The organism is Streptomyces sp. NPDC036813, assembly GCF_055609245.1.
Genome location: NZ_JBVJPV010000001.1, coordinates 568,496 through 590,375 on the forward strand (window position 1 = coordinate 568,496; position 21,880 = coordinate 590,375).

The 21,880-nt window shown below is 74.8% G+C and carries 19 protein-coding genes and 1 pseudogene; 12 read left to right on the plus strand and 8 right to left on the minus strand.

Going from position 1 to position 21,880, the window contains the following annotated elements:
* The first annotated feature begins 122 nt into the window (after positions 1 to 122).
* Genes ACZ67Q_RS02390 through ACZ67Q_RS02405 form a run of 4 tightly spaced genes read left to right on the plus strand, consistent with a single transcriptional unit; the run spans position 123 to position 5,084 of the window.
* A complete protein-coding gene (locus ACZ67Q_RS02390; protein ID WP_471175997.1) occupies positions 123 to 617 on the plus strand; it encodes a GNAT family N-acetyltransferase in 495 nt (164 codons plus the stop codon).
* A gap of 5 nt (positions 618 to 622) precedes the next feature.
* Positions 623 to 2,104 (plus strand): ABC transporter substrate-binding protein, encoded by a 1,482-nt coding sequence (locus ACZ67Q_RS02395; protein ID WP_471176000.1) that lies wholly within the window; start codon positions 623 to 625, stop codon positions 2,102 to 2,104.
* 2 nt (positions 2,105 to 2,106) lie between these two features.
* On the plus strand, positions 2,107 to 3,852 hold the full coding sequence (locus ACZ67Q_RS02400; protein WP_471175330.1) for an ABC transporter permease subunit: 1,746 nt from the start codon (positions 2,107 to 2,109) through the stop codon (positions 3,850 to 3,852).
* Positions 3,849 to 5,084 (plus strand): MFS transporter, encoded by a 1,236-nt coding sequence (locus ACZ67Q_RS02405; protein ID WP_471175332.1) that lies wholly within the window; start codon positions 3,849 to 3,851, stop codon positions 5,082 to 5,084. Before ACZ67Q_RS02400 ends, ACZ67Q_RS02405 begins: the two co-directional genes overlap by 4 nt.
* Before the next feature lie 268 nt (positions 5,085 to 5,352).
* Here the strand turns inward: ACZ67Q_RS02405 and ACZ67Q_RS02410 are convergent, their stop codons facing one another.
* On the minus strand, positions 5,353 to 6,120 hold the full coding sequence (locus ACZ67Q_RS02410; protein ID WP_471175334.1) for a CDP-alcohol phosphatidyltransferase family protein: 768 nt from the start codon (positions 6,118 to 6,120) through the stop codon (positions 5,353 to 5,355).
* Between the two features lie 107 nt (positions 6,121 to 6,227).
* Here ACZ67Q_RS02410 and ACZ67Q_RS02415 point away from each other — a divergent pair, with 107 nt between their 5' ends.
* The 5 genes and pseudogenes from ACZ67Q_RS02415 to ACZ67Q_RS02435 all read left to right on the plus strand — a co-directional run.
* Positions 6,228 to 7,211: a zinc-dependent alcohol dehydrogenase gene (locus ACZ67Q_RS02415; protein ID WP_471175336.1), complete on the plus strand. Its 984-nt coding sequence runs from the start codon at positions 6,228 to 6,230 to the stop codon at positions 7,209 to 7,211.
* A gap of 151 nt (positions 7,212 to 7,362) precedes the next feature.
* Complete coding sequence (locus tag ACZ67Q_RS02420; protein WP_471175338.1) at positions 7,363 to 7,761, plus strand: 6-pyruvoyl trahydropterin synthase family protein; 399 nt, start codon at positions 7,363 to 7,365, stop codon at positions 7,759 to 7,761.
* On the plus strand, positions 7,734 to 8,939 hold the full coding sequence (locus ACZ67Q_RS02425; RefSeq protein ID WP_471175340.1) for a glycosyltransferase family 4 protein: 1,206 nt from the start codon (positions 7,734 to 7,736) through the stop codon (positions 8,937 to 8,939). Before ACZ67Q_RS02420 ends, ACZ67Q_RS02425 begins: the two co-directional genes overlap by 28 nt.
* A complete protein-coding gene (locus ACZ67Q_RS02430; RefSeq protein WP_471175342.1) occupies positions 8,936 to 9,976 on the plus strand; it encodes a methyltransferase domain-containing protein in 1,041 nt (346 codons plus the stop codon). Before ACZ67Q_RS02425 ends, ACZ67Q_RS02430 begins: the two co-directional genes overlap by 4 nt.
* Positions 9,973 to 11,085: pseudogene (locus ACZ67Q_RS02435) on the plus strand (lysylphosphatidylglycerol synthase transmembrane domain-containing protein); the annotation flags it as partial. The gene ACZ67Q_RS02430 and the pseudogene ACZ67Q_RS02435, both read left to right, overlap by 4 nt.
* Positions 11,086 to 11,186: 101 nt before the next feature.
* On the opposite strand, the gene ACZ67Q_RS02440 reads toward ACZ67Q_RS02435, so the two are convergent.
* The gene (locus ACZ67Q_RS02440; RefSeq protein WP_471175344.1) at positions 11,187 to 11,969 is read right to left on the minus strand and encodes a creatininase family protein; all 783 of its coding nucleotides are present in this window, start codon (positions 11,967 to 11,969) and stop codon (positions 11,187 to 11,189) included.
* 39 nt (positions 11,970 to 12,008) lie between these two features.
* Here ACZ67Q_RS02440 and ribA point away from each other — a divergent pair, with 39 nt between their 5' ends.
* A complete protein-coding gene (gene ribA / locus ACZ67Q_RS02445) occupies positions 12,009 to 12,680 on the plus strand; it encodes a GTP cyclohydrolase II (protein WP_471175346.1) in 672 nt (223 codons plus the stop codon).
* Between the two features lie 13 nt (positions 12,681 to 12,693).
* Here ribA and ACZ67Q_RS02450 read toward each other — a convergent pair whose 3' ends face one another.
* The 3 genes from ACZ67Q_RS02450 to ACZ67Q_RS02460 all read right to left on the minus strand — a co-directional run bounded on the left by ACZ67Q_RS02450 (position 12,694) and on the right by ACZ67Q_RS02460 (position 15,964).
* Positions 12,694 to 13,923: a serine hydrolase domain-containing protein gene (locus ACZ67Q_RS02450; RefSeq protein ID WP_471175348.1), complete on the minus strand. Its 1,230-nt coding sequence runs from the start codon at positions 13,921 to 13,923 to the stop codon at positions 12,694 to 12,696.
* A 62-nt stretch (positions 13,924 to 13,985) separates the two neighbouring features.
* A complete protein-coding gene (locus tag ACZ67Q_RS02455) occupies positions 13,986 to 15,386 on the minus strand; it encodes an MFS transporter (RefSeq protein ID WP_471175350.1) in 1,401 nt (466 codons plus the stop codon).
* Positions 15,383 to 15,964: a TetR/AcrR family transcriptional regulator gene (locus tag ACZ67Q_RS02460; protein WP_471175352.1), complete on the minus strand. Its 582-nt coding sequence runs from the start codon at positions 15,962 to 15,964 to the stop codon at positions 15,383 to 15,385. Before ACZ67Q_RS02460 ends, ACZ67Q_RS02455 begins: the two co-directional genes overlap by 4 nt.
* Positions 15,965 to 16,041: 77 nt before the next feature.
* Here ACZ67Q_RS02460 and ACZ67Q_RS02465 point away from each other — a divergent pair, with 77 nt between their 5' ends.
* Positions 16,042 to 16,491: a PPOX class F420-dependent oxidoreductase gene (locus ACZ67Q_RS02465; protein ID WP_471175354.1), complete on the plus strand. Its 450-nt coding sequence runs from the start codon at positions 16,042 to 16,044 to the stop codon at positions 16,489 to 16,491.
* Positions 16,492 to 16,504: 13 nt separating this feature from the next.
* Here ACZ67Q_RS02465 and ACZ67Q_RS02470 read toward each other — a convergent pair whose 3' ends face one another.
* Complete coding sequence (locus ACZ67Q_RS02470; RefSeq protein ID WP_471176002.1) at positions 16,505 to 17,476, minus strand: NAD(P)-dependent oxidoreductase; 972 nt, start codon at positions 17,474 to 17,476, stop codon at positions 16,505 to 16,507.
* A 128-nt stretch (positions 17,477 to 17,604) separates the two neighbouring features.
* On the opposite strand from ACZ67Q_RS02470, the gene ACZ67Q_RS02475 reads away from it, so the two are divergent.
* The gene (locus tag ACZ67Q_RS02475) at positions 17,605 to 18,198 is read left to right on the plus strand and encodes a TetR/AcrR family transcriptional regulator (protein WP_471175356.1); all 594 of its coding nucleotides are present in this window, start codon (positions 17,605 to 17,607) and stop codon (positions 18,196 to 18,198) included.
* 246 nt (positions 18,199 to 18,444) lie between these two features.
* On the opposite strand, the gene ACZ67Q_RS02480 is transcribed toward ACZ67Q_RS02475, so the two are convergent.
* On the minus strand, positions 18,445 to 19,635 hold the full coding sequence (locus ACZ67Q_RS02480; protein ID WP_471175358.1) for an MFS transporter: 1,191 nt from the start codon (positions 19,633 to 19,635) through the stop codon (positions 18,445 to 18,447).
* Between the two features lie 60 nt (positions 19,636 to 19,695).
* Positions 19,696 to 21,765, minus strand: coding sequence for a glycoside hydrolase family 31 protein (locus ACZ67Q_RS02485; RefSeq protein ID WP_471175360.1), 2,070 nt, complete (start codon positions 21,763 to 21,765; stop codon positions 19,696 to 19,698).
* Positions 21,766 to 21,880: the final 115 nt, after the last annotated feature.

Below are 21,880 nucleotides of genomic sequence, written 5' to 3' on the forward strand. Positions count from 1 at the left end.
CCTTGCCTCTTAATGCATATGATGTGCAAGTGCGACAGCAAGGCATCAGTAACCCCCACCCCCTCAGGGGTCACCGCATCAGGCCCGCCGCCCCCGACGACCTCGACGGCGCACGGGCCGTCATGCTCGACACCGTGTACCGGGACTTCGGCACCGGATACGTGCCGCGCTGGCACGGCGACATCATCGATCTCGCCGGTGCCTATCTGGCCTCACCCCGGCACACCCTCCTGGTGGCGCTCGATGCCGGCGACAGCGTCGTCGCCACCGCCGCGCTCGACTCCCGCGGCCCCGCCCACCCGCCCAACCCCCGCCATCTCGCCGAGCGTTACCCCTGCGGTACCACCGCCCAGCTGCGCCGCGTCTACGTGCGCCCCGAACACCGCAGGCGCGGTCTCGCCCGGCACCTCGTGCGCGAACTGCTCGCCTTCGCCGCCGCCGACGGCGGCTACCGGGCCGTCTATCTGCACACCGACCCGTCCGTGCCGGGCGCCGAGGCGTTCTGGCGGTCGCTCGGCACCGTCGTGCACGACGAGCGCGAGGACGCCCGCGGGAGCAACGGCGTGCTGCACGTGGAGATTGCGATGCCCCCTTCCGCCGGGGCGGTGACCCGGTGACCCGCATACGCCGCCTCAGGCTGCTCGCAGCCCTCCTCCTCGTTCCCCTCCTCGCGAGTTGCTTCGCCGAGAAGGACGGCGGCGACGGCACCCGGGCCGCCGGCGGCTCCCGGCTGCGCGTCGCCCTCGCCTTCCCGCCCGCCGAGAACCTCTCCCCGTACGGCGCCGACGCCACCATCCTCAGCCGCCTCGGGGTCGCCGAGGGACTGACCGCCCTGGACGCCAACGGCACCGCCACCCCCGCGCTCGCCACGTCCTGGCGCCGCGAGGACGCCCGCAGCTGGCGCTTCACCCTGCGCGACGCCGCCTTCCAGGACGGCGCCGAGGTCACCCCGGCCGCCGTCGCCGCCGCCCTCACCCGCGCCACGCAGGCCAGGCCCGCCCCCGCCGCCCTGTCCGGCGTCACCCTCACCGCCAGGGCCGCGGGCGACGACGTCCGCGTCACCACCGCCGCGCCGGATCCGATCCTGCCCCTGCGGCTGGCGAGCCCGAGTCTGGCCGTCTTCTCCCCGAAGGCGTACGGCAGCCAGGGGCGCGTCGACCCGGTCGGTACCGCCACCGGTCCCTTCCGGCTGACCAAGGTCACCGGCGCCACCTCCGCCACCCTCGACCGTCACGACGGCTACTGGGGCGGCCTCGCCCACGCCGCCGGCATCGACGCCCGCTTCGTCGCCGACGGCACCGCCCGCGCCAACGCCCTGCGCACCGGTGAGGTCGACATCGCCGAGGCGGTCCCCGTCGCCCAGGCCGCCACCCTGGACGCGGTGACCCGGCACGAGACCGCCACGACCCGCACCACCAGTCTGCTGCTCAACACCGCACACGGGCCGTTCGAGAACCCGGGGACACGGGCCGCCGCCCGGGCCGCCGTCGACACCGCCGCCCTCGCCAAGGGCGTCTACGAGGGACACGCCGACGCCGGTGCCGGTATCCACGGGCCCGCCGTCACCTGGGCCGCCGGCAAGCGGACCAAGCCCGTGCACGCGGCTCCCGGCGCCGTCGACGGCACCCCGGTCACCCTCGCCACCTACGACAACCGCCCCGAACTCCCGGAAGTCGCACAGGTGTTGAAGCAGCAGCTGGAGAAGGCCGGGTTCCGGGTCACGCTCCAGGTGCGGGAGTACTCACGACTGGAGAGCGACGCGCTCGCCGGGAAGTTCGACGCCTTCGTCCTCGCCCGCAACACCCTCGTCGACACCGGCGACCCCGTCGCCGTCCTCGCCGGCGACCACACCTGCCACGGCAACTACAACATCGCCCAGCTGTGCGACGAGAAGGTGGACCGGGCCGTCGCCGAGGCCGAGGCCATCGAGGACACCGGTGCCCGGCAGGACGCGGCCATGGCCGCCGAGGCCGCGATCCTCGGCACCGACGCCGTCGTCCCGCTGGTCCACCAGCGGATCGTCACCGGTGTCGGCGCCCGGGTGCACGGCGTGCTGCTCGACCCGTACGAGCGCACCCTCATCGGCCCCGGAACCCGCCGCTGACCATGCGCGCGACACTTCGCGCCCTGCTGTGGCGCACCGCACTGGCGGCCGGGCTCGTGTGCGCGATCGGGCTGCTGCCCTGGCTGACGCACACCGACCCGGCCCGCACGGTCCTCAAGGCGCGCTCGGCCGACCGCGACCCCGACCCCCAGGTCCTCGCCGACATCCGCGTCCAACTCCATCTCGACGAGGGGCCGTTGCGTCTCCTTTTGCGATGGCTGCGCGGGGCCGGCGGGCAGTCGTGGCTGAACGGCGCCGACGTCACCCCCACCGTCCTCGACGCCCTCGGCGCGTCCCTGGTACTGATGACGGCGGCCCTCGCGGTCGCCGTCGTCACCGCCGCGCTCGTCACCATCCGCACCCTGCGCGGACCCGGCGTGCGCCGCCCCGGCGGCAGCGGCACCGCCGTCCTCGCCGCGCTGCCCGAATTCCTCACCGCCTCCGTGCTCGCCACCGTCGTCGGTGTCCAACTCGGCTGGCTGCCCGCGCTCGGCTGGTACGGGCCGCGCTGGACGGTACTGCCGGCGCTCGCCCTCGGCCTGCCCGCCGGAGCCGTGCTCGGCCGGCTCCTCGACGACCTGCTGCCCGCCGTCCTCGCCGAGCCCTGGGCCCGGGCCGCCGCCGCCCGAGGCATGCCCCGCCGCCGTGTCGCCCGCCAGGCCGTCCGCCGCTGCGTGCCCGCACTGCTGCCCAACACGAGCCTGTTCGTCGTCGGGATCACCGGCGGTGCCGTCGCCGTAGAGCAGGTCTTCGACATCCCCGGACTCGGGCGTACGACCCTGCAGGCCGCCCTCGCCCAGGACCTGCCCGTGCTCCAGGCGGGCACCCTCGCGCTGCTGCTCCTCGCAGCCGCCGCCACCGGGCTCGGCCACCTCGCGACCCGTCTGCTGACCGGCCCCGCCCTGCGCGACGGCGCCCTGCCCACCCTGCACCGGCCCGCCCCGCCCGCCCGCACCGCCCTGCCGTTCGTGTACGGCGGCGCGCTGGCCGCCACCGTCGCCCTCGGTCTGCCGCGCGACCCGCTCGCACTCGACACCACCGCACGCCTGCGGCCACCCTCCGCCCCGCATCCCCTCGGCACCGACGCGCTCGGCCGGGACATGCTCGCCCGCATCGCGCACGGCGCCCTGGACACCCTGCTGCTCGCCCTCGGCATCAGTGCCGCCGCGCTCCTCGCCGGCGTCCTGCTCGGGCTGCTGCCCCGGCTGTCCGGGCCGCTCGTCGACACCGTCAACGCGATCCCGCCCGTCCTCGCGGCGCTGCTCGTCACCGCTGTCCGGGGCGGCGGTGCCACCACGCCCGCGCTCGCCGTGCTCGCCGTCGCCTGGGCTCCGCTCGCCGCGCACACCTCCGCGCTGCTGCGTCAGGAGCGGGCCACCGTGCACCTGACGGCCACCCGCGCGCTCGGCGCCGGCCGCCTCCACATGCTGCGCCGCGCCCTGCTGCCCGCCGTGCTGCCCCCCGTCACCCGGCACGCCCTGCTGCGGCTGCCCGGCACCGCCCTCGCCCTGGCCTCGCTGAGCTTCCTCGGCCTCGGGGCGCAGCCGCCGTCCCCCGAGTGGGGCCTGCTGGCCGCCGAGAACCAGCCGTACGCCGAACGCGCCCCCTGGGCCGTCCTCGCGCCCGCTGCCGTCCTCGCCCTGCTGGGCGCGCTCGCCGTCAGTGCGGCGGGCGGCGTACGGATGCCACGGAACAACCGGGCTCGAAAGGCCGAACGTCCCCTGCTCGCAGCCGAGCCGGTGGCATGACCCCGCTGCTGCGGCTGCTGATCCTCACCCAGCTCGCCTTCAACCTCGGCTTCTTCGCCGTCCTGCCCTTCCTCGCCGACCACCTCGGGCGCGGCGTCGGCCTGGCGGGCTGGCTCGTCGGGCTGGTGCTGGGACTGCGCACGTTCAGCCAGCAGGGGCTGTTCGTGGTCGGCGGCGCGCTCACCGACCGCCACGGCATCCGGCCCGTCGTCCTGACCGGCTGCGCGCTCAGGATCGCGGGGTTCGCCTGGCTCGGGTACGCGCGGGCCACCTGGGCCGTGATCGGGGCGGTACTGCTCATCGGCTTCGCCGCCGCGCTGTTCTCCCCGGCCGTCGAGTCCGAGGTGGCCCGGCAGGCCGTCGCCCGGGAGGAGGCAGGCGGCGGCCCGCGCACCCGGGTGCTGGCGCTGTTCACGGTCGCCGGGCAGGCCGGGGCGTTCCTCGGGCCGCTGCTCGGCGCGCTGCTGCTGGACGTCGACTTCCGCACGGTGTGCCTCGGGGGCGCCGGGATCTTCGTGCTCGTCCTCGCCGGTCACGTGTGGCTGCTGCCGCGGCACGTGACGGGGCGGCCGGTGGCGGTGCGGGTCCGCGGCGGTGCCGGACCGCTGCTGCGCAACGTCCGCTTCCTCGCGCTGTGCGGCGCGTACGGGGCCTACCTGCTCGCCTACAACCAGCTCTACCTCGCCCTGCCCGCCGAGGTGGAGCGCGCGGCCGGTTCCCAGGCACCTCTGGCCTGGCTGTTCGCCCTGTCGTCGCTGCTGGTCGTCGCGGCCCAGCTGCCCGTCACGCGGCTGGTGGGTGAGCGGCTCACGCCGCGCCCGGCGATGGCGGCGGGCCTCGCGCTGATCGCGGCCGGGTTCGCCGTCGTCGCGGTCCTCCGTCCCGCCGGCTGGACCGGCGTGCGTGGGCTGCTGCCGGCCGCGGGGTTCGTCGTCCTGCTGACGCTCGGTCAGATGCTGGTCGCCCCAGCCGCCCGTGCCTGGGTGCCCGACCTCGCCGACGAAGGCCGGCTCGGGCTGTACACCGGTGCGCTGTCCTCGGTGTCCGGCCTGATCGTGCTGGGCGGCTCCGCCGCGACCGGCGTCCTGCTCGACTCGGGCCTGCCGCCCGCCGCGCCCTGGCTCGCGCTGGCCGCCGTACCCCTGACGGCGATCGCCCTGCTGCCGCGCCGGGGCTCGACGGCGGGGCGTGAACGGCCGGTGGGAGCAGCCGGGCCGAGCGACCGGGTCTGAACGGCCGGGCGTGCCGATGGGCGTGAACGGCCGGGCGTGGGCGGCCGGGCCTGAACGGTGAACGGCTGGGCGGGAGCCGCGGGGCGTGAGCGACTGGGCACGCCGCCGGGCGTGAGCGGCCGGCCTGAACGGTGAACAACTGGGGCGGGAGCCGCGGGGGCCTGAACGAGTGGGCGCGATCGCCGGGCCGCCCCGCTGCGCCGGCTGCGCGGGCCCGAACGGTGAACGCCCGGGTGCGTCCCGCCGGCCGAGAGCCCGGGCGTGAGCGTCAGCGAGCGGCCAGGTCCAGTTCCTCCGCCTGTACCGGGACCGTGTCCAAAACGCTGTGCGCGCGCCGCCACAGCCACACCACGTCCCGGCCGAAGGACCACGTCAGCAGTCCCAGCGCCAGCAGCACCACCCCGGCGGACGCCGGGACCGGCAGCAGCCCGGAGGACGCGAGCAGCAGGAGGATCCCCTGGAGCGCGGCCACCGTCTTGCGGGCGGTGCTCGGCGGGAGCGGGGCGGTCAGCCAGGGCCACACCCGGGCCGCGGCGACGAACACATAGCGCATCGCACCGATCAGCAGCACCCACGGCCCGAAGTCCAGCGCCACGTACACGCTGAGCACCAGGATCAGGAACGCGTCGACCTCCATGTCGAAGCGGGCACCCAGCGCCGTCGTGGTGCCGGTACGGCGGGCCACCTTGCCGTCCACGCCGTCCAGCAGCAGCGCGACCGCCGTCAGCGCGACGAACAGCGTCACCGGCGGCGCGCCCTCGAAGGAGTCCGCGACCAGCGCGGTCACCCCGCCGACCAGGGTCGCGCGGCCGAGGGTGACACGGTTCGCCGGGCCGAACGAGTCAAGACCCGAACGGTGCAGGGCCCGCGACAACACCGCCCAGCTGACCACGGCGAACACGAGCCCGGTCAGCCACCCCACCGGGCCCAGGCCTATCGCCGCGCCGAGCAGCGCCAGCAACACCAGCTGTACTCCCGCACCCACCGCGGGCTCCTGCTGGACGGGCCTTGCTGCATACATGTCGTTCAGGGCCACCGAACACCCTCCGGCCGAGTGACAGAGTCGATCAACGCCGCGTACTGTGCGCGGCCTGTGCACATCCCGGTACGTGCACCGCCTTCCGATCGTTCAGGAGGATGCCGATGAGCCGTTCAGCACGCGCGTTCTGGCTTCGCTCGCCCGGGCACGGCGAGATCCGCGACGTCACTCTGCCGGAACCCGCGCCGGGGGAGGCGGTGGTGCGCACCCTGTTCAGCGGAGTCAGCCGCGGCACCGAGACCCTCGTCTTCCACGGCGGGGTCCCCGTGAGCCAGTACGCGCAGATGCGCGCGCCGTTCCAGGAGGGCGACTTCCCCGGCCCGGTGAAGTACGGCTACCTCAACGTCGGCGTGGTGGAGGAAGGGCCACCGGAGCTGACCGGCCGCAGCGTCTTCTGCCTGTACCCGCACCAGACGCGGTACGTCGTCCCCGCGGCCGCCCTCACCGTCGTACCCGAGCAGGTGCCGGCACACCGGGCCGTGCTCGCGGGCACCGTGGAGACCGCCGTGAACGCGCTCTGGGACGCCGCGCCGCTGGTCGGGGACCGGATCGCGGTGGTCGGCGGAGGCATGGTCGGCTGCTCGGTGGCCGCCCTGCTCGCCCGCTTCCCCGGCGTCCGCGTCCAGCTGGTGGACACCGACCCGGGCCGCGCCCGCACGGCCGAGGCGCTCGGCGCCGGCTTCGCCACACCCGAGGACGCGCTCGGCGGGTGCGACCTGGTCGTGCACGCCAGCGCCACCGAGCAGGGCCTCGCCCGGGCGCTCGAACTCCTCGCCCCCGAGGGCACGGTCGTCGAACTGAGCTGGTACGGCGACCGTGCGGTGCGCCTCCCGCTCGGCGAGGCCTTCCACTCCCGGCGCCTGACGATCCGCAGCAGCCAGGTCGGCACCGTCTCCCCGGCCCGCGCCTCCCGCTCCTACGGCGACCGGCTCGCGCTCGCCCTCGACCTGCTCGCCGACCCCGCCCTCGACGCCCTCGTCACCGGCGAGTCCGCCTTCGACGAGCTGCCCGAGGTACTGCCCCGGCTCGCGTCGGGGGAGCTCCCGGCGCTGTGCCACCGGATCCGCTACCCCGGCCCGAGCGCCTGACCCGGGCGAAGACCGGTACCCCGGCCGAGCGCCTGACCTGAGCGAAAAGGTGAGGAGAGGCTGAACGCGGGGGAGGAAGGAGCCGTACTGGAAGGCATCCCCGGCGGACATCGGCCGGGGAACCGACGCGCCGCACCTGGAGGGTCGTCCGTTGTTCAGTGTCACCGTCCGCGATCACATCATGATCGCCCACAGCTTCCGCGGCGAGGTCTTCGGCCCCGCGCAGCGTCTGCACGGGGCGACGTTCCTGGTGGACGCCACCTTCCGGCGCGAAGAGCTGGACGACGACAACATCGTCGTCGACATCGGTCTGGCAACCCGGGAACTGGGCGCCGTCGTCGGCGAGTTGAACTACCGCAACCTCGACAACGAACCCGACTTCGCCGGGATCAACACCTCCACGGAGTTCCTGGCCAAGGTCATCGCAGACCGCCTCGCCGAGCGCATCCACAAGGGCGCGCTGGGCGAGGGCGCCCGGGGCATCGCCGGCCTCTCCGTCACCCTCCACGAATCGCACGTGGCATGGGCGAGTTACGAGCGTGCGCTGTGACCGGCACGACGACGCGGAAGAAGCGGCTCGCCCACATACCCGCGCAGCCCGCACCCCCGACCGACGGCGGGATCATCCCCATGTCCCTGCGCACCGCGCACTTCGTGATGCCGGCCGGTGTCGACGACCCGGCCGCGCCGAGCGGCGGCAACGCCTACGACCGGCGCGTGGGCCTGGACCTGCCCGGCTTCGGCTGGCAGCCGCACGCCCACCTGGTGGCCGGCGCCTGGCCCCGCCCGGACGCCACCGCCCGCGCCGCACTGGAGAGCACCCTGCGGGAGATTCCCGACGGTGCGGTGGTCCTGCTGGACGGACTGGTCGCCTGCGGCGTACCCGAGGTCGTCGTCCCGGCGGCCCGCAGGCTGTCCCTCGCGGTCCTCGTGCACCTCCCGCTCGCCGACGAGACCGGCCTCGCCCCGGCCGTCGCCGCCGACCTGGACGCGCGGGAGCGGGCGGTGCTGCGGGCCGTACCGGCCGTGATCGCCACCAGCGCCTGGGCCGGACGCCGGCTCGTCGCCCACCACGGCCTCGCCCCGGACGCGGTGCACGTCGCTGCCCCCGGCGCCGACATCGCGCCCCTCGCGCCCGGCACCGACGGAGTCTCCCGCCTGCTGTGCGTCGCCGCCGTCACCCCCCGCAAGGGCCAGCACCGGCTGGTGGAGGCCCTGGCCTCCGTCACCGGCCGGCCGTTCCACTGCGAACTCGTCGGCGGGACCACCCAGGACCCGGCCTACGTCTCCCGCGTCCGCTCCGCCATCCGGTCGTACGGCCTGGACGACCGCGTCGACCTCACGGGACCGCGCACCGCCGGAGCCCTCGACGCCTCCTACGCCGCGGCCGACCTGATGGTCCTGGCCTCCTCCGGCGAGACCTACGGCATGGCCGTCACCGAGGCCCTGGCGCGCGGTGTCCCGGTGCTGGCCACCGACGTCGGCGGCCTGCCCGAGGCGCTCGGCCGCGCCCCCGACGGCACCCGGCCCGGCCTTCTCGTCCCCCCGGACGATCCCGCCGCCCTCGCCACGGCCCTGCGCGCCTGGTTCGTCGACCCGGACCTGCGCCGCCGCCTCAGGACGGCCGCGCGCGCCCGCCGGGCCTCCCTGAGCGGCTGGGGAACGACGGCCCAGCGGCTGGCCGCCGTCCTGGGCAGGCTCCCGGCTCCGTCGGGGAGGCCGGCATGACACGGCCGACGGCCGCCGCGGACGGCCGCGTTCCGCACGAGAGCGAGAGGGCTCCCGGTGCGCCCGCTGCGGCGGCGCGACAACTCGCCGCGGCCGCGGCAGCCCGGACGACCGGGGGCACGTCCGCGGTGATTCCCGGCGCCGGGCCCGTGACCCGGCCGGGGGAGCGGGAGACCGTACGGCTGCGGCCGGGTGCGCCCGAAGAGCCGGCCCGGTACGCGCCCGAGTGGCTGCGGCTGCGCGAGCCGGCCGATGCGGCGGCACGCGCCGCCGACCTGCTGGACCCGCTGCGCATCCGGCTCGCGAACCGGCCCGGCCGCTCCGGCGGCCAGGTCGTGCACGACCTGGGATGCGGCACCGGCTCGATGGGCCGCTGGCTGGCGCCCCTGCTGGACGGTGCCCAGCACTGGGTGCTGCACGACCGCGATCCCTACCTGCTGCACTTCGCCGCGGCCGGCGCCCCGCGCGCCGCCGCCGACGGCAGCCGGATCACCGTGGAGACCCGGCGCGGCGACGTCGCCCGGCTCACCCCGGACGCGCTGGCCGGAGCGACGCTGGTCACCGCGTCGGCGCTGCTGGACGTGCTGACCCGCGAGGAGGTCGACGCCCTCGCCGCCGCGTGCGCGGGCGCCGGCTGTCCGGCGCTGCTCACGCTCTCCGTCGCCGGACGCGTGGAGCTGACGCCGGAGGATCCGCTGGACGCGGAGATCACGGCCGCCTTCAACGACCACCAGCGGCGCACCGGCCTGCTCGGCCCCGACGCGGTCACCGCCGCCTGCGAGGCGTTCGCCGCGTACGGCGCCGGCGTGCGGGTCCGCCCGAGCCCCTGGCACCTCGGTCCCGCCGACCCGGATCTGACGGCGCAGTGGCTGCGCGGCTGGGTCGGCGCCGCCGTGGAACACCGTCCGGAGCTGGCCGAACGCGCCGGGAACTACCTGGCGGCCCGGCTCGCCTCCCTGGCCGTCGGTGAGCTGCGCGCGACCGTCCACCACAGCGACCTGCTGGCCCTGCCCCACCCGAACGGCGGCACGCCATGAGGGCGGGCAGGAGCAGTCCGGCCGCCGATCGCGGCGGGTCCACGGCGTCCACGGCGGTCGGCGTCCTGCTGCCCGGGACGGACGCCTCGGAGCCCGACGCCGGTCGGATCGCCTCGGCGGGGACAGGCCCCGGGGTCACCGCCGACGCCGCGGCGCCCCGTCCCGGCACCACCGTCCCGGTCCCGAGAGCGGCCCGGCCGGGAAGGGGCTACGACGACCCGGCCGGTTCGCGGACCGGGAACGGGCACGACGAGCCGGCCGGGCTGCCCTCCGACGGAGCGGCACCTTCCCCGGCCTCGCGCCGGCCGGCCCCCCTGCGCCGTCACCTCGGCACGCTCGCCGGGGTGCTCATCCTCGGGCTGCTGGTCTGGCGGCTCGGGACCGGGGCCTTCCTCGACGGGCTGCGCAGGATCGACCTGCCGACGCTGGCCGTGGCGCTCGGGATCGGCGGGGTGACCACGGCGTGCAGCGCCTGGCGCTGGTCGCTCGTGGCCCGCGGGCTCGGCATCCGGCTGCCCTTCGGCACCGCCCTCGCCGGCTACTACCGCGCGCTGTTCCTCAACGCCGCCCTGCCCGGCGGTGTCCTCGGCGACGTGCACCGCGCGGTGCGGCACGGGCGCAGCGCCGGTGACGTGGGACGCGGCGTGCGAGCGGTGGTCCTGGAACGCACCGCCGGGCAGGTCGTCCTGGCGGTCGCCGCGCTGCTCGTGCTGCTCGTCGCGCCCTCCCCGGTCCGCACCGACGTACGCCACGCCGTCCCGCTCGCCGCGCTCGCCGCCGTCGGCGCGCTGGCCGTCGCGCTCGCCGTCCGTATGAACCGCGCACCGGGGGCGCCCGTCCGGCGCGCGCGTGCGTTGCGGGCGGCGCTGGCGGAGGCCCGCGAGGGGCTGCTGTCCCGGCGCAACGGGCCCGGCGTGCTGCTCTCCTCGGTCGTCGTGCTCGCCGGGCACCTGGCGACGTTCGTCCTCGCGGCCAGGGCCGCCGCGCCCGGCACCGGGCTCGTCGCGCTGCTGCCGCTCGCCGTCCTCGCCCTGCTCGCGATGGGACTGCCGCTGAACATCGGCGGGTTCGGGCCGCGCGAGGGCGTGATGGCGTGGGCGTTCGGTGCCGCCGGACTCGGCGCGGACACCGGGCTGGCCGTCGCGGTCGTCTACGGCGTGCTGTGCTTCGCCGCCGCCCTGCCCGGCGCGTTGGCGCTGCCCGCCCGCGGTTACTTCTCGTCGGCTCCGGTGAGCAGCGCGAAGTACGCCCCGAAGGAGTCCGCGAGGCTCGCCAGCAACTCCCTGCCCTTGGCCGCCGAGCCCAGGGAAGGACGGCCGATGACACCGGAAGCCGTATAAGCGGACATGCCCACGGTGAGCAGATGACGGCGGTCGTCGGCGACGACGTCGGCGGACTCGTAGCCGGGCCGGACCATTTCGGGGTGAGCGTGCAGCAGAACGGACGTCTCGATCTCGCCCGCGTGCATGTCGGTGAGCAGCGACGTGGCCACCCCCGCCCGCACGCGGGCCGCCTCCCAGTCCTCGGCGGCGGGGAAGAGCGCCATGCGCTCGCCGCGCGCCGAGGCTTCCTGGACGACGTTGCCGAGCACGTAGTTGCCGCCGTGGCCGTTGACCACGACGAGGGCCTCGACGCCGGAGCGGCGCAGCGAGGCGGCGATGTCCCGGACCACGGCGTGCAGGGTCACCGCGGAGATGCTGACGGTGCCCGGCCAGCCGGCGTGCTCGTGCGAACAGGAGATCGTCACCGGCGGGAGGAGCTGGACCGGGTACGCGGCGGCGATCTCCCGGGCGATCGCACAGGCGACGAGGGTGTCCGTCGCCAGCGGAAGGTACGGGCCGTGCTGCTCGTGGCTGCCGACGGGAAGGACGGCGACCCGTGCTGAACCGTCCGCCGCCCGCGTCCGTACGTCTTCCGTGGTGTCCGCGGGCAGCAGACCGTGACCCGCCGGCACCGGACCGTCTCCCGCTGTCACCGAGCCCGAACCACTCATGTTTTCACGGCCTTTCGTACAGAGCTGAGGAATCAGATCATGACAGAGAACAGCACGGCGCCCCTCGGCGTCCTCGGCGAGAAGCAGGACCGGCGCACGGGTGTGGAACGCGTGGTGAGCGCCCCGCTGCCGACGGTGTACGGGATGTTCCAGGCGATCGGTTTCCTGGACCACGACCGCGGCGAGGAGCAGGTCGCGCTCGTGCACGGCGACCTCGGCAGCGAGAACGTCCTGACCCGGCTGCACTCGGAGTGCCTCACCGGTGACGCGTTCGGCTCCCGGCACTGCGAGTGCGGCGACCAACTGGCCGCGGCCCTGCGCGCGGTCGTCGCCGAGGGCAGCGGTGTCGTGCTGTATCTGCGGGGCCACGAGGGCCGGGGCATCGGGCTGCTGGCCAAACTGCGGGCGATGGCGTTGCAGGCGGAGGGTCTGGACACCGTCGAGGCGAACCTGGCCCTCGGGCTGCCCGTGGACGCCCGGGACTACGGCGCGGCCGCCGCGATGCTGACCGATCTGGGCGTGGACTCCGTGCGGCTGATGTCCAACAACCCGCTCAAACGCGAGGCGCTGGTACGGCACGGCATCGGCATCACCGAGCAGGTGCCGCTGCTGATCCCGCCGTGCGAGAACAACATCACCTATCTGCGCACCAAGCGGGAGCGGATGGACCACCATCTGCCGCACCTGGACGCGGTGGCCCACTGGTCCTGACCCGGCCCCTCGCTCAGCCGGTGACCGCCTCGTGCACGAGCCGTCTGAGCTCCGGGAACAGGCGCAAGGAGCGCCCCGGGCGCAGCTGGGTCAGGAACTGCACGGTCAGCTCCCGGCCCGGATCCACCCAGAACGTCGTGGTCGCCACCCCGCTCCAGCCGAAGGTGCCGGGCCCGGCCGGTGCCAGGGTGCGGGCGGGGTCGACGACGACGGAGACGCCGAGGCCGAAACCGATGCCGTCGTTGCCGGCTTCGTCGTGGGCCGGGCGGCTGCCGAAGGACCTCAGATCGGCGCCGCCGGGCAGCTGGTTGCGGGTCATCTCCGCCACCGTCCGCGGCGCGAGCAGGCGTACGCCGTCCAGTTCCCCGCCGCGGCGCAGCATCTCCATGAAGCGGTGCCAGTCGGGCGCGGACGTCACCAGGCCGCCGCTGCCGGACAGGAACCGGGGCCGCCCGCGCACCGGCAGCCCGGGGATCGGCGTGATACCGCCGTCGTCCGCGTCGCCGTACAACTCGGCGAGCCGCTTCGCCTGTTCGTCGGTGACGTGGAAGCCGGTGTCGGTCATACCGAGCGGGCCGAAGATCCGTTCGGCGAAGAACGCGTCGAGCGGCTGCCCGGAGACCACCTCGATCACCCGGCCGAGCACGTTGGAGGCCACCGAGTAGTTCCACTGCGTGCCGGGGTCGAACTGCAGCGGCAGGCTCGCGTACAGCTCGGTCGTCTCCGCGAGGTCGGATCCCGGCCGCACCGACGACTCCAGGCCCGCCGCCCGGTACAGGGCGTCCACGGGGTGGGTGTGGTAGAAGCCGAAGGTCAGACCGGCGGTGTGGGTCATCAGGTGCCGGATCAGGAGGGGTCCGGCGGCCGGCCGGGTGCGCACGTCCGCTCCCTCGCCGCCGACGTACACGCGGGGCGCGGCGAACGCCGGCAGATACCGCTCGAGCGGGTCGTCGAGCTTCAGCCGGCCCTCCTCGACCAGCAGCAGCGCGGCGACCGCGGTGACCGGCTTCGTCATGGAGTAGATCCGCCACAGCGTGTCCGCCTCGACCGGCGTCTCGGTGGCGAGGTCGCGCAGGCCGTGGCAGGTGAGGTGGGCGACGCGCCCGCCGCGTGCGACGCAGATCAGAAAGCCTGGCAGCCGGCCCTCGTCGACGAGGCGGACGACATGCCGGTCCAGCCGGTCCAGCGCCTTCGCGTCCAGTCCGGCCTCACCCGGCTCGACCTCTTGTCGCAGCAGTGCCATCGCGTGTCCTTCGTCGCCGCGGGTCCCTCCACCGGCATACCCCACCGGCGGGCCGTCAGACGTCACCGCGGCGCGGAAGCGGCGGAAGACGTTCCGGCCGCTTCCCCGGCCGTCGCCGGCTCCGTTGCCGGCACGGCTTGCGGGCCGGCGTCCCGTCCCGGCAGAGACCGTGCCGCCGGCGCGGCCAGGACCGCCACCGCGGCCAGGGCGACAAGCGGCACCCGCGGCCCGGCCAGGCCCCACAGCGTGGTCGCGACGGCCACGCCGAGGACCGGGCCGATGTTCAGCGCCGTCTGCTGCAGGCCGCCCGCGACCCCGGCCGACCGCGCGGCCGCCTGGCGTACGACGACGTGGGTGGCCGCCACCATCACCGTGCCGAAGCCGGCGCCGAGCAGCGCGAACCCGGCACCGAAGGCGAGCGGGCCGGTGGCGCGGGCGAGGACCAGCAGCCCCAGCGCGAGCGCCGCCAGCGCGGTCGCGGCGGTACGGCGGGCACCGGCCCGGCGCAGCGCGACGGCGCAGCCGGGCGCGGCCAGGATCATCAGCGCGGCCAGCGGCAGGGCGGTCAGCGCACAGTGCAGCGGATCCAGGCCGAGGTCGCGCTGGAGGAGGTGGACGCAGGTGAACAGGGCGCCCTGGAGCGCCGCCGACGCGACCACCAGGATCCCCAGCGCGGCGCCGACGCCGGGCGCGCCGACCGCGTCGGCGGGCACCAGCGCATCGGCGGTACGACGCTCATGGCGTACGAAGGCCAGTGCCGCGCCCACGGCTGCCGCGAGTTCGAGCCCGCGTACCGGTGTCCACCCGGACGCCGGGAGCGCGACGAGGGCGTGCACCGAACCGGCCAGGCAGAGCGCGAGCAGCACGGCGCCGACCAGGTCCGGACGGGGCACCGGGTGCCCGCGGCGGGGTGCTCCCGGCTGCCCGTGGGCGAGGGCGAGCAGCCCGAACACCGCCGCCGGTACGACGTTGACGAGGAAGACCGCCCGCCAGCCCACCGCCGTCGTCAGCGCCCCGCCGATCAGCGGTCCCGTCGCTGCCGCCAGCCCGATGGCCGCCGTGCGCACGGCGAGCGGCCGGCGCAGCCGGTCCGGTGGGTAGGCGGCGCGCAGCATGCCGAGCGTGGCCGGCTGGAGCAGGGCCCCGAAGACACCCTGGACGATCCGCAGCGCGACGACCCAGCCCACGTCCGGGGCCCCGGCGATCCCAGCCGAGGCCGCGCCGAAGCCGAGCATGCCGACGGCGAAGACGCGTCGGTGCCCGTACAGGTCGGCGAGCCGCCCCGCGAGCACCAGCAGGCCGGCCACCGCGATGAGGTACCCGGTGGTGGTCCACTGCACCTGGCCGACCGACGCGTGCAGGTCCGCGCCGAGGGCGGGCTGGGCGACGGTGAGAACCGTGCCGTCCAGGGCCACGATGACCGCGCCCGCGATACTGCACGCCAGTGCCGCCCGCCGCTTCACCGGGCCGCCCCGGGGCCGAGGTGGGCGTCGAGCGCGGTGCGCAGCAGGGGGGTGACGTCGTCGCCACCGATGGCGAGGGGCAGGCTGCCCCAGCGCCACAGCTGGGCGATGCCGTGCAGGTTCGCCCACAGTGCAGCCGCGACCGTGCGGGCGTCGGCGTCCGGCCGGGTCCGGCCCACCAGGTCCACGAGCACGCCGAACAGGGGGAGACTGGTCTCGCGCAGCCCCAGGTGGCCGCTCTCCAGCAGGTCGTGACGGAACATCAGCTCGTACATGCCGGGGTTGCTCCGGGCGAACTCCAGGTACAGGAAGGCGAGTTCCTCGACGCGGTCGCGCGGGGAGTCCGCGGCGGTTCCCAGTGCCGCGACCCGCATCGCCAGCTCGTCGAAGCCGCGGCGCGCGATGGCCGACAGCAGTTCCAGATGGGTGGGGAAGTAGCGGCGCGGCGCCCCGTGCGAGACGCCGGCGCGCCGGGCGATCTCCCGCAGGGTCAGTGCCTGGGCGCCCTCGTGGGCCACCAGGTCCACGCCGGCGTCGACGAGACGGGTCCGCAGATCCGCCGGTTCGGCAGCAGTCATGGACACTGTCTACCAACACTTCGTAGACAGTGTCTACTCGACGGGAATGGGCGGCCCCTCCCGCGAGTTGTCCCGACATGACTCACGACACGACACAGGACGCGCTGCTCGCCCTCCTCTCCGAGCAGCGCGGTGGGGTGCTGGTCACTCTCAAGCGCGACGGACGTCCGCAGCTGTCGAACGTCAGCCACCACTACGACCCCGACGAGCGGGTCATCCGGATCTCGCTCACCGACGACCGCGCCAAGACGCGCAACCTGCGCCGGGACCCCCGGGCCTCGTACCACGTCACCAGCGCCGACCGCTGGGCCTACACGGTCGTCGAGGCGACTGCCGATCTGACGCCGGTGGCGCGGGACCCGCACGACGAGACCGTGGAGGAGCTGGTCCGCCTCTACCGCGCCGTCGCGGGCGAGCACCCCGACTGGGACGACTACCGCGCCGCGATGGTCCGCGACCGCCGCCTGGTGCTCCGGCTGCCCGTGGAACGGGCGTACGGCATCCCGAAGGGCGCCCTCGGCGGCTGACGGCCCCGACGGATCAACCCGTGGCCGGCGCCCCGGACCGCGGCTCGCCACCCGCTTCCGTCCGGGCCTCCGTCCGCGCCTCCGTCCGTGTCCCGGCCGGCGCCCCGGTCCGCCCCTCGATCGTGCGCGCCTCGATCGCCCGCAGCACGGCGACCATGTCCGCGCCCCCGTGCCCGAGTGCCACCGTCTCCTCGAACAGCGCGTGGCAGGCGTCGAGGAGGGGAGAGGCGATCTCTCGGGTGCGGGCGGCCTCGGCGATCAGCCGGTTGTTCTTCAGGACGTCCAGCGCGGCCGCCTGCACCGCGAAGTCCCCGGCCAGCAGCTTGGGCGCCTTCATCCGCGACACCGCGCTGGCCATGGGCCCGGCGTCCAGCACGTCCAGGAACAGAGCGGGGTCAAGCCCGTGCCGCCCGGCGAAGTGGAACGCCTCGGTCAGCCCGGTCACCTGGGTGATCAGGAAGAGGTTCACCGACAGCTTCATCAGCAGCGCGTTCGGGGCGGCACCGCAGAAGAACGCCTGGTGACACATCGGGGCCAGCAGCGGCCGTACGGCGGACACCGCCTCCTGCGCGCCCGCCAGCAGCGCCACCAGGCGGCCCTGCTCGGCCGGCACCCGTGATCCGGAGACGGGGGCCTCGACATACCGGCCGCCCGCCGCGCGCACGTCCGCCTCCAAAGCGCGGGAGAACTCCGCGGACGTGGTGCCCATGTGGACCACGGTCCGCCCGGCCACCCGCGCACCGAACTCGGCGGAGTGCCGGGCGAGTACGGCGTCGACGGCCGCCTCGTCGGCCAGCATCAGGAGCACGGTGCCGGCCCCGGCGAACACCCCGGCGGCGTCCGCGGCCACCGTGGCGCCGGCCGCGCGCAGCGGCTCGGTACGGCCCGGCGTGCGGTTCCACACGGTCAGCGGGGTCCCGGCGGCGGCCAGACGCAGGGCCATGGGCTGCCCCATGACGCCGAGACCGATGAAGCCGACGTGCATGCGTCCGCCCTCCTCCGCAGTCGCTATGACAGTGGTCATAGTAGCGCGGCTCCATGACCGTCGTCATAGCCGACCGTCCCGCTCTACCCTGGGCGCAGGCTCGGCGAACGGTTTCAGGAGGTCTGACGATGGCGGGGTCCGGACCGGGACCACGGGAGCGGATGGTCTTCAGCGCCGCGCAGCTCATCCGGCGCGACGGCGTGACCGCGACCGGGATGCGCGACGTCGCCGCACACGCCGAGGCGCCCCGCGGCTCGCTCCAGCACTACTTCCCCGGCGGCAAGGAACAGCTCGTCAACGAGGCCGTCGGCTGGGCCGGCCGGTACGCCGCCCGGCGCGTGCCCCGCTTCCTCGCGCAGCTCGACGACCCCACGCCGCGCGGCCTGTTCGCGGCGATGGCCCGCCAGTGGATCGACGAGTACGAGAGCGGGGGCTTCACCACGGGCTGCCCGGTCGCCGCCGCCACCGTCGACTGCTCCGCCTCCGGGCAGAGCACCCGCGAGGCGACGGCCGGGGCGTTCGCCACGTGGACCGGTGCGGTGGCCGAGGCGCTCACCGGCATGAACGTGCCGGCGGACCGCGCACGCTCCCTCGCCACCTTGATGATCAGCGCCCTCGAGGGAGCCATCCTCCTCGCCCGCAGCGAACGCGACACCCGCGCGCTCCACACGGTCGTCGAGGAACTGGGTCCCCTGCTCGACGCGACGGCGGCGCCCCGGTAAGGGGCGCCGGGGCGGCGGCGCCTGGTGGCGCCGGGACGTATGGGCTGTCTTGGCGGGGGAGCGTCTGGTGGCGCCGGGCCGAGCATGGGCCGCTTCGGCAGAGCCCGTCCGGTGGTGGCGCCGGGCTGAGACCGGGCCGCCCCGGCCGGGGAGCGTCCGCGGACACCGGGCCGGCCAAGAGGCGCGGGGGCAGCGGCGCCGTCTGCGCCAGACGGTCACAGGGCGCCTCGCGGGCGGTGTCCGGTGTCAGCGGGCCGGGAAGCCGTGCCGGCGGGCCCCCGCCACCACCGCCAGCACCGGTGCCATGAGCCCCAGCACCGTCCACGGGAAGGCGCCCGCGCCGAACCGGTCGAGCAGCAGGCCCCCGAGCACCCCGCCGGCCGCCATCGCCGCGTTCCACAGCGTGACCAGCATCGCCTGGGCCGCGTCGGCACGCGCGCCGCCCGCCTCCGCCGCGGCGGTCTGCAGCAGCGTCGGCACACCGCCCCAGCCGAGGCCCCACAGCCCCGCCGCGACGTACACCAGCACCGGTACGTCCGCCAAGAGGCCCAGCACGGCCGCCGCCCCGGCGACCAGCAGGACGGCCGCCACACTGAGCGCGCGCAGCCGGCGGTCGATGCGGGCGCCGACGTACCAGATGCTCACCAGGGACGCCCCGCCGAACACCAGCAGCACCGCGTCGGCCGAGCCGCCCATGCCGTACCGGTCCAGGAACGTGGCGATGTAGGCGTACAGCACGGTGTGCGCGAGCACGAAGAGCAGAGTGACGAGCAGGACCGGCGCGACCCCGGGGACGGTCAGCGCGCGCAGCACCGGTTCGCGTGCCGCTCGCTGCTGCCCGGGCCGGTCCGGCACCAGCAGCGCGATCCACCCGAGCAGTCCGACGGTGACGGCGGTCATCAGCGCGAACGCCCAGCGCCAGCCGAGCAGTCCGCCCAGGTAGGTGCCCGCGGGCACACCGAGTGACAGGGCCACAGGGATGCCGGTCATCACCACCGCGACCGCCCGGCCGCGCAGTTCGGCGGGGGCCAGGCTGCGGGCATATCCGGCGAGCAGCGCCCAGGCGACGCCGGCCGCCACGCCGGCGACGAACCGGGCAACCATGGTGAGCGGGTAGTTCGCGGAGACGGCGGTCACCGTGTTGGCGACGGCGAAGCCGGCCATCGCGGTCAGCAGCAGCCGCTTGCGGCGCCAGGCGGAGGTGGCCGCCGCCAGCGGGATGGCGGTGAGGGCCGTCCCGACGGCGTAGACGGTCACCGCCTGTCCCGCCGCGGACTCGCCGACGCCGAGCCCGGCGCTCATCGCGGGCAGCAGTCCGGCGGGCAGGGTCTCGGTGAGGCTGGTGACGAAGACGGCGGTGGCCAGCGCGAGCAGGGCGGCCAGGGGAAGCCGGGGACTTTGCACCCGCACGGCGGGTGACGTGGTGTCGGTGGTCATGCCCGCAGGGTCGACCCTGACACCGGTGTCAGGTTCAAGTGGACACCGGTGCCGGATCGTTCAGCGCAGCGCCGCCAGCGCCTTCGCCGCCCCGGGTGCACGCAGGTTCACGAAGACCGGGGTCACGTCGAGCGGCGTCGGGTATGCCCGCAGCGTCACCGGGCCCTTGACGGTACGCCCGCGCTGCACGTCGTACCAGGTTCCCGCCGGCAGACGGATGTCGCGGCCGGCGGACGCGGACAGGTTCGGTGCCGCGAGGACGGCGGGGCCGAGCAGCCACTCGTCGGTCACCGTGTAGGAGGCCCGGTCCTCGGGGAAGTCGAAGAACAGCGGCCGCATGATCGGGTCTCCGGTGCGCAGGGTCTGCCGTACCTGGTCGCGGAGATAGGGCGCGAGCCGTTCGTGCCGGGCGATCGCCGCGCGGTACAGGTCGACTGTCTGCTGGTCGTAGTCGACCTTCTGACCCGTGGTCGCGTCGATGGTGTCGACCGGCGAGGTGGAGGAGTACATCAGCGGCATGTACGCCGCCGCCTGCGCCCAGCGGACCAGGACCTCCTTGCTCGGCGGGGGTTCGCTGCTGGAGCCGCCGATCATGTCGGTCTCCACGAACGGGTAGCCGATCGTGGACAGGGCGAGGTTCTGCGACACGGCCGCGCGCAGCGAGTTCCAGCCGGTTCCCTTGTCGATCTGCCGGGTGACGAACCCGGCCTCGTGCGCTGCCCGGCCCCAGTGGACCCGGATGCCGGCGCCCTGGAGGTCGTAGCCGTCGGCGAGTTCGGAGCCGAGGCGCTGGTAGTCCGTGCGGGTGTGGCCGGGGCGCGGGGCGCAGCGGTCGTCGAAGAAGCGGGTGTCGAACTTCAGCCCGTCGACCCGGTAGGTGTCCATCAGCTTCTTCAGATTGCCCTGGTACCAGGCCTTCGCCTCGGGGTTGGCGAGGTCCACGATGCCCGCCGTGCCGTTCCACCAGGTGACCGTGCAGGGCTTGGCGGGGTCCGCGGCGTCGTGCAGCAGGTAGTCGTGGTCGACGGCGTACCGGTAGTTGGCGGAGTCCAGATTGATCCAGAGGGTGACCCACAGCCCGAAGTCGTAACCCAGACCGTGGATCGCGTCCGACATCGCCCTCGGATCCGGGTAGGCCTTCGGGTCGAAGGTCATGTTGCCGTAGTTCGACTCCCACTTGTCGTCCAGCTGGACGGTGTGGCCGTCAAGTCCGTTGTCATGCAGGCCGGTCGCGTAGTCGAGGACTTTCTTCTGGTCGACGTTCGTGTAGAACTGCGCCCAGGAGTTCCACAGCGGCTTCGCGTACTGCGCGTCGCTCGCGTCGCTCTTGAGCGGCTTGCCGACGATGCCGACGTAGTCCCGGTAGACGTCCCGCGGGCTCTTCTCGACGAAGACGGTCGCCCGGTAGGTGTCCCCGGAGTTCACGGTGAACCGCCCGAGTCCGTCCCGTCCGGCGTTGAGGGACACGTCCATCGGATCGCCGGTGTCGACGTACAGCCCGGCCGCGCTCTGCGTGTACCAGAACGGGTCGATCATCTGGTACGACGCCGGACTGAACCCCGGATGGACGACCTCGCCGGCGTCCAGCGGCCAGGGCTGGTCGGTGTAGGGGCCGCCCGAGGGGGTGCTGGTCTCGCCGTGGCCGTACCAGTGCCCGGCGGAGGCGAGGTCGTAGGTGAGACCGAGACGGTCGGCGGCGGTGCCCTCGACGTCCCAGTCCAGCCGGTAGCGGTCGGCGGCGGGGGTGAGACGTGCCTCGACGCGGGCGCCGGGCGCGGTGGTGGCGGCGGTGAGGGTCAGTACGCCGTTCCGCCAGTGCCAGCCGGTGAGGTGGGTGGCGTGCTGCCAGGTGCCGCCGGAGCGGAAGCGCAGGGCGTCGGCGCCGGTGGCCAGGACGGTACGGCCGGAGCGGACGGTTCTCAGGGCGAGCGGGCCGTCCGTGGGCACCGCGACCGTGTAGCCGCCGGCGTCGAGGACGACCTGGCCGCCGGACTCGCGGGCCACGGGCCCGGAGAAGCCGCCGGACTCGCGGAACGCGGGCCCGGGGGAGCCGTGGGCGGTGGTGGGGAGGAGGGTGACCGCCACAGCGGCGGCCAGCAGGGGGCCGAACGTGCGGGAAGGAATGCGCACCACTGATGTCCTTCTGCGTCACAACGGGTGAGACATGGGGTGGTTGAGTCGAGGCGCTGTTCTTTTCTGCTCGGTTCGGCCGATGTTCTTGCAGGAAACGTCATCTGTCAACGGG